This window comes from Streptomyces sp. NPDC007264 (assembly GCF_042869095.1).
GTDB lineage: Bacteria > Actinomycetota > Actinomycetes > Streptomycetales > Streptomycetaceae > Streptomyces.
Window position 1 is genome coordinate 307,626 of the sequence record NZ_JBIAFD010000002.1, and the last position, 11,241, is coordinate 318,866.

The following is an 11,241-nucleotide window of genomic DNA, read 5'->3' on the forward strand; positions in this document are numbered from 1 at the left end:
GGGATGAGCGGCTCCGCCCGGCCGGCCGGCGGCGTCGCGCCGCTTCCCGGCGTCGCCCGCGCGGAATTCCGCGCCCTGGGTACCGTCGTCACCCTGCTGGTCGCGGACCCCGCGGCGCTGGAGGAGGCCCGCGGGCTGCTGGACGCGGAACTCGCGGCGATCGACCTCGCCTGCTCCAGATTCCGCGAGGACTCCGAACTGAGCGCGCTCAACCGGGCCGACGGCCGTCCGCTGCGCGTCAGCGGCACGTTCGTCGACGCGCTCGCCGTCGCCCTGGACGCGGCGGCGGCCACCGACGGCGACGTCGACCCGACGTGCGGCGGCGTGCTGGTCGACCTCGGCTACGACCGGGACTTCACCGAGGTCGCCCGCGACGGCTCCAGGGCCGTCGTGACCGCGCGGCCGGTGCCCGGCTGGCGCGTGGTCGAACTCGACGCGGAGGCGGGCGTGGTACGGGTCCCGGCGGGGCTGGTGCTCGATCTCGGGGCGACGGCCAAGGCGCTGGCGGCGGACCGGGCCGCGGCCCGGATCCATGCCGCCGTCGGCTGCGGCGTGCTGGTCAACCTGGGTGGTGACATCTCCGTCGCGGGACCGGCGCCGGACGACGGCTGGCGCATCCTGGTCACCGACGGCACGTCCCCCGCCGGCGGGGGCACCTCCCCGGCCGGCGAGGACCCGGACCCCGCGCGCTCCGGCGCACCTCACCGGGCCGTCGCCATCACCGAGGGCGGCCTCGCCACCTCCGGGACGGGGGTGCGCCGTTGGCGCCGCGGCCGGGAGACGGTCCACCACATCGTCTCCCCGCACACCGGGGAGTGCGCCCCCTCCTCATGGCAGACCGTGACGGTCGCCGCGTCGACGTGCGTGGGGGCGAACACCGCCTCGACGGCCGCCGTCGTGCGGGGGGAGGCGGCGGTCGAGTGGCTCGAAGGGCTCGCCGTGCCGGCGCTCCTGGTCCGCCCCGACGGCCGCGCCACCGTCACCGGCGCCTGGCCACACTCCCACGGAACAACCGGATGACCACGATGACCCTGACGACCCCCTCCCTCGCGCTGCCCTACGAGGTGTCCTTCGACGGACCGGGCCTGTGGTACGCGACGCGTGCCACCGGGCTCGTCGCGCTGCTCCTGCTCACCCTCTGCGTCACGCTGGGTGTGCTGACCACGGTCCGTTTCGCGAGCCCGAAGTGGCCGCGCTTCGTCACCGTCGGACTGCACAACAACACGTCCCTGCTCACGGCGGTCTTCCTCGCTCTGCACGTCCTGACCACGGTCGTGGACTCGTACACCGACATCCGTCCGACCGACGCCTTCCTTCCCTTCGCCGCGAACTACCGTCCCCTGTGGCTGGGTCTGGGCACGGTGGCCTCCGACCTGCTGATCGCCCTGATCGTCACCAGCCTGGTCCGCGTACGCATGGGACACCGCGGCTGGCGGGCGATCCACTGGCTCGCGTACGTCAGTTGGCCGGTCGCGGTGGTGCATGCGCTCGGTACGGGCACCGACCCGGCGACGGTCTGGGGGGCGGCTCTGGTGCTGGTCTGTCTCGGCGCGGTCCTGGGGGCGTCCGTGTGGCGGCTCGCGGCCGGCTGGCCCGAGCGCAGGGGCCTGCGGCTGGCGGTGGCGACGGCGGTGGTCGCCGTGGTGCTGGCCGGCTGGGGGTGGGCGAGCAGCGGACCGCTGGCCCCGGGCTGGTCCCAGCGGGCTCTCGCGCCCGTGCCGCCCGCCTCCGCGATGGGGGCCTCATGACGCTGACCACCACGGCGGGCAACCGTCTTCCCGCCGCACCGCGACTGCCCCGACTGCTCGCCGGTGCCCCGCGGAACGGGCCGGCCGGCCTCACCGAGCACCTGGCCCTGCACGGCCGTCCGCCCTTGGGCGGGCCGGGTGACCGCGACCGCCCGGACCGACTGATCGACCGCGTCGAGCGGTCCGGGCTGACCGGCCGGGGCGGCGCGGGGTTCCCGACGGGGCGCAAGCTGCGCTCGGTGCTGGACCGCCGGGGCACGCCGGTCGTCGTGGCCAACGGCTCGGAGGGGGAGCCCGGCAGCGCCAAGGACCACCTGCTGCTGACCCGGGTACCGCACCTCGTGCTGGACGGGATCTCCCTGGCGGCGTACGCGGTGGGCGCGAACGAGGCGTACCTCGCCGTGCACCGCACCGACACCGCGGTGCTCACCGTGCTCGACCACGCGCTGGCCGAGCGCCGGCAGGCCGGTCTCGACCCGGTACCGATCCGGCTGGTCGGGATACCCGGGCGCTATGTGTCGAGCGAGCAGTCGGCCATCGTCCGGTACCTCAACAAGGGGCCCGCCAAGCCGACGTTCGCGCCGCCGCGACCGCACGAGCGCGGTGTGCACGGCCGTCCGACCGTGGTCAACAACGTCGAGACGCTGGGCCACCTCGCGCTGATCGCCCGCCACGGCGATGTGTGGTTCAGGTCGGCGGGCACGCCGGGCGCACCGGGGACGACCCTGGTCACGGTCAGCGGCGCCGTGGGCCGGCCGGGCGTCCACGAGGTCGAGATGGGCACTCCCGTCGGACACGCCGTCACCCTTGCCGGAGGGCTGGTGGAACGTGCCGGCGCGATCCTGGTCGGCGGCTATTTCGGGACGTGGATTCCGGCCGACACCGCCTGGTTCACCCCGCTGACCCACGCCGACCTGCGGGCGGTCGGCGGCGCCATGGGCGCGGGGATCGTCATCGCGCTGCCGGAGTCGTCCTGCGGGCTGGCCGAGACGGCACGGGTGGTCCGCTACCTGGCCGAGGAGACCGCCGGGCAGTGCGGGCCGTGCGTCAGGGGGCTTCCGGAGCTGTCGAACGAACTCGTCACCCTCGCCTACAGCGGCGGCCGGGGCCGCACGCTCGCCCGCGTCCGGCAGCTCGTCGAACTCGTCGAGGGCCGCGGAGCGTGCAAGCACCCCGACGGGGCGACCCACCTGGTGCGCAGTGCGCTGACGGCGTTCGCGGAGGACGCGTACTGGCACGACGAGGACCGTCCCTGCACGGGCCTGGAACGCCCGCCGCTGCTGCCCCTGCCGGACGATCACGCACGAGACTGGGAGTTCCGGTGAGATACAGGCTGCGTGTCAACCCCATCACCTGCGAGGCGCACGGCATGTGCGCCGAACTCCTGGGCGAGATCATCAGCCTGGACCCGTGGGGATACCCGATCCTCGCCCCCGGCGCGGTGCCCCCCGAACTCGTCGGGCACGCCGAGCGCGCGGTGGTGAGCTGCCCGACACTGGCGCTGATCCTGGACCGCTCCTCCCGCGCCCGGGCGCGGTCCTGAGCCGAGTCCGCGGCACGGTGTCCGGTCGGGCGGACGGTGTCCGCCGGGGCTGCACGGTGTCCGGCGGGGGTCTCGCCGTGTCCGGCCGACCGGGTTCAGTGGTGATCGTCGCCCTCGTGCTCGGCGTCGTCCTCGGAGGCGGTGTCGACCTGCGCCGTGGGGACGCCCGAGGAGCAGCCGACCCGCAGGACGACCAGCGAGTGGGAGGACGCGAACGTCACGGAGGCGACACGCGAGGGCCCCCGGGACACCGACTCCACCCGGTACCCCTCCGCCGGGCTCCACGACACGAGATACGCCCCTGCCGTGCCGCACGCGGCGAGCGCGGTGCCTCCGGAGGACGCCACGGCGTCGGTGTGGCCGGTGGTCTGCGAGGGCGACACGGCCGGGGCCGGACGCGAAGAGCCGGTTTCGGCGTCGGCCGGCGATCCGACGTGCGGGCTGCCCGAGGGTGCCGCAGTCGGATCCGTGGGGGCGGCGGCCGGGTCCGAGGCAGTGGCGTCCGGGTCCGAGGAGGCGGCCGCCAGCGCGCGGGCGACGTCGTCGCCGCTCCAGGTGCGCGACCGGCCGGCGTAGATGCCGTCACCGAGCGCCGAGATCGCGAGGAGACTCAGGGCGGTCGCCATCGCGGCGCCGATGGTCCAGGCGGCCACACCTCCGAATACGCGCGCGTTCATGGGCGTCATCATGGCCGCTCGCGTCCTAAAGCCGGGTAAAGGCTTCGACAAGGCCAGGCGTGGGGCACACGGCACCGGCTGCATTATCGTATGGCGCCATGGCACAGCTGCTGCTCGTGGAGGACGATGCGGCGATACGCACTGCGCTGACCCGTTCCCTGACGGAGCGGGGGCATGCGGTCGCCAGCGCGGGCACCGGCCTGGAAGCGCTGCGCCTGCTGGTGGAGCGTCGGCCGGATCTGCTGCTGCTGGATCTGGGGCTGCCCGATCTCGATGGCTATGAGGCCCTTCGCATGATCCGCGCGGTCAGTGACGTGCCGGTGATCGTCGCCACGGCCCGGGACGAGGAGGCGGAGATGATCCGGGCGCTCGACGCCGGAGCCGACGACTACCTCGTCAAACCGTTCGGACCGGGCCAGATCGACGCCCGGATACGGGCCGTGCTGCGCCGCACCACGACCGACCGGGCCGGTGGCGTGGAACCGACCGTGGTCGGCGGCCTCGCCTTCCGGCCGGACGCGCACGAGGTGCGGCTGGAGGGCCGACTGCTGGAGCTGAGCCCCAAGGAGTTCGCACTGCTCCATTACCTCGCCGTGCGCGCCGGGCAGGTGGTGCCGAAACGCGATCTGCTCACCCACATCTGGCGGCAGCCCTACGGGGGCGCGGACAAGACGGTGGACGTGCACCTCGCCTGGCTTCGGCGCAAGCTCGGTGAGACCGCACAGGAACCCCGCTACCTGCACACGGTGCGCGGCGTCGGTATCAAACTCATGGATCCGACGGCGCCATGAGGCGGCGTCTGGTGCTTCTGGTGGTGGCGACCAGTTCTCTCGTCCTGGTCGCCTTCCTGCTGCCCCTGGGACTGCTCGTGCGCACCGTCGCCGAGGACCGTGCGATCGACGGGGCCGTGACCCGGGCCCAGTCGGTCACGCCCCTGGTCGCCACCCTGGACCGGCCCCGACTGGCCCAGGTCGTCAGGGAACTGGACGCCGCGACCCCCGCCAGTCCCCTGACCGTGTTCCTCGCCGACGGCGGCACCGTGGGGGCGTCGGCGCCGCGCTCGCAGGCCATGCGCCTGGCCGCGAGCGGACGCAGCATCGTCGCCCGGGCCCCGGGGGGAGTCGAGGTCCTGGTCGCGGTCCAGGGACTGCCGGAGGGCACGGCGGTCATCCGTGTCTTCGCCCCGGAGTCCGAACTGCGCCACGGGCTCGGCACGGCCTGGCTGCTGCTGGGCGCGGTGGGGGCCGGGCTGCTGGTGCTGAGCGTCCTGGTGGCCGACCGGCTCGCCCGTTCGCTCGTCCGGCCCCTCAGCGATCTGGCGCACGCCTCCGATCGCCTCGGGGCGGGCGATCTGTCGGCCAGGGCGTCACCCGCCGGTCCGCCGGAGGTGCGCAAGGTGGGAACCGCGCTCAACACCCTGGCCAAGCGCATCGGGGAACTGCTGACGAGGGAACGCGAGTCCGTCGCGGACCTCTCGCACCGCCTGCGGACCCCGCTGACCGCGCTCCGCATCGAGGCGGAGTCGCTGGCCGACCCCGAGGAGAGCCGGACCATCAGCGAGGGACTCGACACGCTGGAACGCACCGTGAGCGACATCATCCGGGAGGCGCGCCGCCCGTCCCACGGCGGCCTGTGGGCGGTCTGCGACGCCGCCGCGGTCGTACGGGAGCGCGCCGACTTCTGGTCGGTGCTCGCGGACGAGCAGCAGCGGCCGATGTCGGTCCGGATACCGGTGGGCCCGATTCCCGTGCTCGCCTCCGCCGAGGACCTGGCGGCCTGCGTGGACGTGCTCCTGGACAACGTCTTCGCGCACACGCCGGACGGAGTCGCCTTCGGCATCGGCCTCTCGCCTCGGCCGGGCGGCGGCGCACGGCTGACGGTGCGGGACGCCGGGCCGGGATTCACCGGAGGCTTCCCCACCGAGCGCGGCGCCAGCCAGGCGGGCTCCACAGGGCTCGGCCTCGACATAGCGCGGCGTACGGCGAGGGCGGCCGCCGGAACGCTGGAGCTGGACAACGGGCCGGACGGTGGCGCGTCGATCGTGCTGGAGCTGGGCGCCCCGCCCGGATCCCCGCCACGCCGCCACCGGCGCCCTGTGCGTCCGCCCCACGCCGGCACCGGCTCGCGGTGATCCCGCCCGAGCCGCCCACGGTCGTCCGCCCGGGACCGCCCACGTCCGATTCGTTCAAGACCCGGCCCCGGTCGCCCTCCTACGGTGGCCGCATGACTCCACGATTCGATGTGATCGGCGTCGTCGTCTCCGACCTGGCCGCGTCCCTCGCCTTCTACCGCCGTCTCGGCCTCGTCTTCCCCGAGGGCGCCGAGCGGCAGCCGCACGTCGAGGCCGAACTGCCGGGTGGGCTGCGGCTCGCCCTGGACACCGAGGAGACCGTCCGCTCCTTCCACCCGGGCCGGCGGCCCCCGGCCGGCGGCGGCCGGGTCGCGACGGCCTTCCGCTGCGACTCCCCCGCCGAGGTGGACAGCGTGTACGAGGACCTGGTGGGCGCCGGGTACCACGGCGAGCTCAAGCCGTGGGACGCCGTGTGGGGGATGCGGTACGCGGTCGTGCACGACCCGGACGGCAACGGCGTCGACCTGTTCGCGCCCCTACCCGCGGGCCAGTAGGTCACCCAGCGGCATCCCCGCCAGACTCCGCACGTCCCGCGCCAGATGCGCCTGGTCGGCGAATCCGGCACGGGCCGCGGTCTGCGCGTAGGGCACCCCTGACCGCGCCAGCGCGAGCGCCCGCTGCAGCCGCAGCACCCGGGCCAGCGTCTTCGGGCCGTAGCCGAACGCGGCGAGCGAGCGGCGGTGCACCTGGCGTGCGCCCAGGCCCAGGGCGTCCGCGGTGGCGGCGACCGGGCGGCCCGCCTCGAGGGCCGCGACCAGCGCACCGAGCAGCGGGTCGGGGACCGGCGCCCGTCCGGCCCTCGCCAGCGCGATCTCCTCGAGCGCGGTCGCCGGATCGGCGGCGGCGCTCACCCGCCCGGCCAGCCGGCGCACCTCGGCAGCGGGCCAGAGGTCGGCCAAGTCGACGCGACGGTCGCGCAGTTCGTACGCCGGTACGCCCAGGAGGGCGGGTCCGGTGCCGGGGCGGAAGCGGACGCCGGCCCAGCGCGTGGGCGGGCTCCCGGGGTGGTGGGCGTGCGTGTCCGGGCCCGCTACCAGGAGCCTGCCCTCGTTCCACAGCAGGTCCACGCAGCCGTCGGGCAGGACCGGCGGCCCGGCGGCGGTCGGTGTGTTCGTCCACACGACCGCGCCGTCGAGCCGGGACGCCCGTTCCGCGTATCCAGGGCCCTCGACGCCCCGGCCGGGGGCCGCGGGGTCTTCGTCGGCAGCCATGCGCTCACGCTACGCCCGCGCCGGCCCGGTGTTCCCTGGGGCTGATGCCGTACACCCGTTTGAAGGCGCTGGACAGCGCGAACGCGCTGCCGTAGCCGACCTGGCGGGCGATCGCCTCCAGGGTGTCCTCGGTGTCCCGCAGCCGGTCCGCGGCCAGGGCCAGCCGCCAGCCGGTCAGATAGGTCATCGGGGGCTCACCCACGAGATCGCTGAACCGGCGGGCGAGCGCGGCCCGGGACACCCCGGCGGCGGACGCGAGCGACGCCACGGTCCAGGGGTGGGCCGGATCGTCCTGCAGGAGGCGCAGCACCCGGCCGACGACCGGGTCCGCGAGCGCCCGGTACCAGGCGGGCGCCTCCGCCTCGGGCCGCGCGAACCAGGCCCGCAGCGCGGCGATGACCAGCAGGTCCAGAAGCCGGTCGAGCACCACCTCCTGCCCCGGTCCGTCGCGGACGACCTCGTCCATGAGGACCGGGGTGAGCGGGCAGTCCCACACCTCGGGGGTGAGCGTCAGCAGCGGTGGCAGGGCGTCGAGCAGCCGGCCGCCGATCTCACCCGGCGCCGGATACGTGCCGATCAGCAGGACCGTGGCACCGTCAAGCCGGTCGCCCCAGGTGCGGACGCCCAGGTCCATGGCCCCGTTCAGGGGCCGTCCGTCGGGGTGGCGGCACTCGGCGCCCGGCAGGATCAGCGCCTGCGGTTCGGTCGCCGGGTCGTCGGCACAGGTGTACGGGTCCGGCCCGCGCACGATGGCCAGGTCGCCCGCCCGCAGCCGGGTCCGCCCCGCCCGCTCCGGCAGGACCCAGGCGTCCCCGCGGACCATGAGCATGACCGTCAGCGGAGCACGGTCCTCGACGCGCACGGCCCACGGCGGGTCGAAGCACGCCCGGATCATGAACGCGCCCCGCGCGCGGGGGCCCTCCAGGAGTCCTGCGAGTGCGTCCATGCGCGTCAGGGTAGACGCGCACCGGGTGAGCGCGCGGCTCCGGCGACGGACCGGCTCACTCCCCCGTGCCGTCCGCCTTCCGTGCCGGAGGAGGCACGCTGCGGGCATGCGTCCGCAGCCGTGACGTGACGTCCTCCGGGGGCAGGAAGCGGGACCAGCGTTCCGGGAACTCCGACGGCATGTCCGGGTCGTCGGGGTCGTCGGGGTCGGCCGCGCGGGCCGCGGCCGCGCGGGCCACGTACTCCGCCGCCTGCTCCTGCCGCAGCCGCTCGTTCGCCTCCCTGGCCGCCGCCGTCGCCGCGGCCGGCCACACCCGGTCGATCGCCGCGTTGACGGCCGCGCCGACGAGCACCGCGAACGCGGACACGCCGATCCACAGCAGCACGGCCACGGGCGCGGCCAGCGAACCGTAGATGGTGGGCCCCTCCACCGTGTGGGTCAGGTAGACGCGCAACAGGATGCTGCCCAGCACCCACATCGCCAGCGCCACCAGGGCGCCGGGCACGTCCTCCACCCACTGCGAGCGCACCGGCACCGACACGTGGTAGAGGGTCGTCAGGAACACCACGGACAGGGTGATGACCACCGGCCAGTACAGGATCTGCACCACCGTCGTCGACCACGGCACGACGTCGACCACCGCGTCCGGCCCCGCCACCATCAGGGGCAGCGCGATCGACCCGATCAGCAGCGCCACGATGAAGAGGACGAACGCGAGCAGCCGGGTCTTGACGATCCCCCGGGTGCCGTCGAGCCCGTACATCACCGTGATGGTGTCGATGAAGACGTTGACGGCCCGCGACCCCGACCACAGGGCGAACAGGAAGCCGATGGAGATGATGTCGGGCCGGCCGCCCTTCATCACGTCGTGCAGGATCGGCTGGGCGATCTCCGTGACGCCCTTGTCGGACAGGACCGTGCGGGACGCCTCCAGGAGGTTGTTCTCCAGGCTCTGGATGGTGTCGGCGCCGGTCCAGTCGTCGACGTACCCGAGCAGCCCGATCAGGCTGAGCAGCAGCGGCGGCACGGACAGCAGCGTGAAGAACGCCGCCTCGGCCGCGAGACCGAGGATGCGGTACTCCATGCACGAGTTGACCGTGTCCTTCAGCAGCAGCCAGGCGGTCCTGCGCTTGGAGACGTTCCGGTAGAGGGCACGCGCACGGTGGAGACGGCCGGACGGCCGCTCGGGGAGGTCACTTGCTGCTGGCTGCACGCCATAAAGGTATCCGCCGCCGGGGCCCGCACTCATCCCCCGGTGAGGTGGGCCGCACGGAGAGGGGGCATGCGCCGCCGCAAGACGGGTGACCGGCGGCCTACCGAGGAGTAGGTTCGCTCCCATGGCACCCAGCACGCACACCGTGACCAACCAGGCTCCGCCCCTGGTCGGGTACGACGTCTTCACCGCCGACCGGGCCCTGGCGGAGGCCGTCGAGCGGCATCTGGACCCGGCTCTCCTCGACGAGGCACGCTCCGAACTGTCGGGGCTCGGCCTCAGCGCCGGCTCCGCCCAGGTGCAGGAGTGGGGAGCCCAGGCGAACGAGAACCCGCCGAAACTGCGGACCCACGACCGCTACGGCAACCGCGTCGACGAGGTCGACTTCCATCCGGCCTGGCACCGGCTGCTCGGCAAGGGCGTCGCCGCGGGGCTGACGGCGGCCTGGTCGCGCCCGGGCGGGCATGTGCGCCGCGCGGCCTCGTTCGTGGTCTGGAGCCAGGCCGAGGCGGGCCACGGCTGCCCGCTGTCGATGACGCATTCCGCGGTGCCGGCCCTGCGCACGGACCCCGCGCTCGCCGCCGAGTGGGAGCCCCGGCTGACCTCCACGGTCTACGACCCGGATCTGCGCCCCGCCGCGGAGAAGGCCGGCGTGATCTTCGGCATGGGGATGACGGAGAAGCAGGGCGGCAGCGACGTCCGCGCCAACACGACCGCGGCCCGGCCGCTCACCGAGGACGGCACGTACGAGCTGACGGGCCACAAGTGGTTCTGCTCGGCGCCCATGTCGGACGCGTTCCTGGTGCTGGCCCAGGCCCCGGGCGGGCTCACCTGCTTCCTCGTGCCGCGGGTGCTGGCGGACGGCACCCGGAACACCTTCATGATCCAGCGGCTCAAGGACAAGCTCGGCAACCGGTCCAACGCCTCCAGCGAGGTCGAGTTCGCCGGCACCTGGGCGCGCCGGGTCGGCGACGAGGGCCGCGGGGTGCGCACCATCATCGAGATGGTCGCGGCCACCCGGCTCGACTGCGTCCTCGGCTCGACGGCGCTGATGCGGCAGGCGGTGGCGCAGGCGCTCCACCACTGCTCCCACCGGGAGGCGTTCGGCGGCAGGCTCATCGACAAGCCGCTGATGCGCAACGTGCTGGCCGACCTGGCCCTGGAGTCGGAGGCGGCGACGACGCTCGCCCTGCGGCTCGCGGCGGCGTACGACGACGGGAGCGAGCAGGAGCGGGCGTTCCTGCGGCTCGCGGTGCCGGCCGCCAAGTACTGGGTGACCAAGCGCTGCACCCCGATGGTGGCCGAGGCCTCCGAGTGCCTCGGCGGCAACGGCTATGTGGAGGAGTCGGGCATGCCCCGGCTGCTGCGCGAGTCGCCGCTCAACTCCGTCTGGGAGGGCGCGGGCAATGTGCAGGCCCTGGACGTGCTGCGTGCGCTCCAGCGCGAACCGCAGGCCCTCGACGCCTATCTCCAGGAGGTCGGCCGGGCGCACGGCGCCGACCACCGCCTGGACGCCGCGGTCAAGGGCCTGCTGACCGAACTCTCCGACCTGGAGGGCGTCGAGGCGCGGGCACGCCGCCTGGTGGAGCGGCTCGCGCTGGTGCTCCAGGGCGCGCTGCTCGTCCGCCACGCGCCGCCGGAGGTCGCCGACGCCTTCTGCGCCTCCCGTCTCGGCGGCGACTGGGGCGCGGCCTTCGGCACCCTGCCGCACAGCCTGGACCTGGCCGCGGTGGTGGAGCGGGCGAGGCCGGTCGTCTGACGCCCCGCCCCGT

At 74.4% G+C, this 11,241-nt stretch carries 12 protein-coding genes; 8 read left to right on the forward strand and 4 right to left on the reverse strand.

The window, feature by feature from the left end:
- The first annotated feature begins 3 nt into the window (after window positions 1-3).
- From ACFYMU_RS04125 to ACFYMU_RS04140, 4 genes are read left to right on the forward strand one after another with little or no spacing between them, the layout of a single operon-like run.
- Complete coding sequence (locus tag ACFYMU_RS04125) at window positions 4-1,020, forward strand: FAD:protein FMN transferase (protein WP_388367456.1); 1,017 nt, start codon at window positions 4-6, stop codon at window positions 1,018-1,020.
- The gene (locus tag ACFYMU_RS04130; protein ID WP_388367458.1) at window positions 1,017-1,748 is read left to right on the forward strand and encodes a ferric reductase-like transmembrane domain-containing protein; all 732 of its coding nucleotides are present in this window, start codon (window positions 1,017-1,019) and stop codon (window positions 1,746-1,748) included. The genes ACFYMU_RS04125 and ACFYMU_RS04130 overlap by 4 nt, the downstream gene beginning before the upstream one ends.
- Window positions 1,745-3,073 (forward strand): NADH-ubiquinone oxidoreductase-F iron-sulfur binding region domain-containing protein, encoded by a 1,329-nt coding sequence (locus tag ACFYMU_RS04135; protein WP_388367460.1) that lies wholly within the window; start codon window positions 1,745-1,747, stop codon window positions 3,071-3,073. Before ACFYMU_RS04130 ends, ACFYMU_RS04135 begins: the two co-directional genes overlap by 4 nt.
- Window positions 3,070-3,291: a ferredoxin gene (locus ACFYMU_RS04140; protein WP_388367462.1), complete on the forward strand. Its 222-nt coding sequence runs from the start codon at window positions 3,070-3,072 to the stop codon at window positions 3,289-3,291. The genes ACFYMU_RS04135 and ACFYMU_RS04140 overlap by 4 nt, the downstream gene beginning before the upstream one ends.
- Window positions 3,292-3,386: 95 nt before the next feature.
- Here ACFYMU_RS04140 and ACFYMU_RS04145 read toward each other — a convergent pair whose 3' ends face one another.
- Window positions 3,387-3,968: a hypothetical protein gene (locus ACFYMU_RS04145; RefSeq protein WP_388367464.1), complete on the reverse strand. Its 582-nt coding sequence runs from the start codon at window positions 3,966-3,968 to the stop codon at window positions 3,387-3,389.
- 98 nt (window positions 3,969-4,066) lie between these two features.
- Here ACFYMU_RS04145 and ACFYMU_RS04150 point away from each other — a divergent pair, with 98 nt between their 5' ends.
- The 3 genes from ACFYMU_RS04150 to ACFYMU_RS04160 all read left to right on the forward strand — a co-directional run bounded on the left by ACFYMU_RS04150 (window position 4,067) and on the right by ACFYMU_RS04160 (window position 6,593).
- Window positions 4,067-4,759: a response regulator transcription factor gene (locus ACFYMU_RS04150; RefSeq protein ID WP_388367466.1), complete on the forward strand. Its 693-nt coding sequence runs from the start codon at window positions 4,067-4,069 to the stop codon at window positions 4,757-4,759.
- Window positions 4,756-6,099 (forward strand): sensor histidine kinase, encoded by a 1,344-nt coding sequence (locus tag ACFYMU_RS04155; protein WP_388367468.1) that lies wholly within the window; start codon window positions 4,756-4,758, stop codon window positions 6,097-6,099. Before ACFYMU_RS04150 ends, ACFYMU_RS04155 begins: the two co-directional genes overlap by 4 nt.
- A 92-nt stretch (window positions 6,100-6,191) precedes the next feature.
- On the forward strand, window positions 6,192-6,593 hold the full coding sequence (locus ACFYMU_RS04160; protein WP_388367470.1) for a VOC family protein: 402 nt from the start codon (window positions 6,192-6,194) through the stop codon (window positions 6,591-6,593).
- Here the strand turns inward: ACFYMU_RS04160 and ACFYMU_RS04165 are convergent.
- Genes ACFYMU_RS04165 through ACFYMU_RS04175 form a run of 3 tightly spaced genes read right to left on the reverse strand, consistent with a single transcriptional unit; the run spans window position 6,576 to window position 9,469 of the window.
- Entirely contained in the window at window positions 6,576-7,310 is a 735-nt protein-coding gene (locus tag ACFYMU_RS04165) for a helix-turn-helix domain-containing protein (protein WP_388367472.1), read from the reverse strand. The genes ACFYMU_RS04160 and ACFYMU_RS04165 overlap by 18 nt on opposite strands.
- 4 nt (window positions 7,311-7,314) lie before the next feature.
- Window positions 7,315-8,256, reverse strand: a complete 942-nt coding sequence (locus tag ACFYMU_RS04170; RefSeq protein ID WP_388367474.1) for an AraC family transcriptional regulator — start codon at window positions 8,254-8,256, stop codon at window positions 7,315-7,317.
- A gap of 55 nt (window positions 8,257-8,311) precedes the next feature.
- On the reverse strand, window positions 8,312-9,469 hold the full coding sequence (locus ACFYMU_RS04175) for a YihY/virulence factor BrkB family protein (protein WP_388367476.1): 1,158 nt from the start codon (window positions 9,467-9,469) through the stop codon (window positions 8,312-8,314).
- Between the two features lie 124 nt (window positions 9,470-9,593).
- On the opposite strand from ACFYMU_RS04175, the gene ACFYMU_RS04180 reads away from it, so the two are divergent.
- Window positions 9,594-11,228: an acyl-CoA dehydrogenase family protein gene (locus ACFYMU_RS04180; protein ID WP_388367478.1), complete on the forward strand. Its 1,635-nt coding sequence runs from the start codon at window positions 9,594-9,596 to the stop codon at window positions 11,226-11,228.
- Window positions 11,229-11,241: the final 13 nt, after the last annotated feature.

Coding starts and splice junctions, on each gene's coding strand:
- ACFYMU_RS04125 (WP_388367456.1), top strand. CDS start 4: ATGAGCGGCTCCGCCCGGCCGGCCGGCGGCGTCGCGCCGCTTCCCGGC.
- ACFYMU_RS04130 (WP_388367458.1), top strand. CDS start 1,017: ATGACCACGATGACCCTGACGACCCCCTCCCTCGCGCTGCCCTACGAG.
- ACFYMU_RS04135 (WP_388367460.1), top strand. CDS start 1,745: ATGACGCTGACCACCACGGCGGGCAACCGTCTTCCCGCCGCACCGCGA.
- ACFYMU_RS04145 (WP_388367464.1), bottom strand. CDS start 3,968: ATGAACGCGCGCGTATTCGGAGGTGTGGCCGCCTGGACCATCGGCGCC.
- ACFYMU_RS04150 (WP_388367466.1), top strand. CDS start 4,067: ATGGCACAGCTGCTGCTCGTGGAGGACGATGCGGCGATACGCACTGCG.
- ACFYMU_RS04155 (WP_388367468.1), top strand. CDS start 4,756: ATGAGGCGGCGTCTGGTGCTTCTGGTGGTGGCGACCAGTTCTCTCGTC.
- ACFYMU_RS04160 (WP_388367470.1), top strand. CDS start 6,192: ATGACTCCACGATTCGATGTGATCGGCGTCGTCGTCTCCGACCTGGCC.
- ACFYMU_RS04165 (WP_388367472.1), bottom strand. CDS start 7,310: ATGGCTGCCGACGAAGACCCCGCGGCCCCCGGCCGGGGCGTCGAGGGC.
- ACFYMU_RS04170 (WP_388367474.1), bottom strand. CDS start 8,256: ATGGACGCACTCGCAGGACTCCTGGAGGGCCCCCGCGCGCGGGGCGCG.
- ACFYMU_RS04180 (WP_388367478.1), top strand. CDS start 9,594: ATGGCACCCAGCACGCACACCGTGACCAACCAGGCTCCGCCCCTGGTC.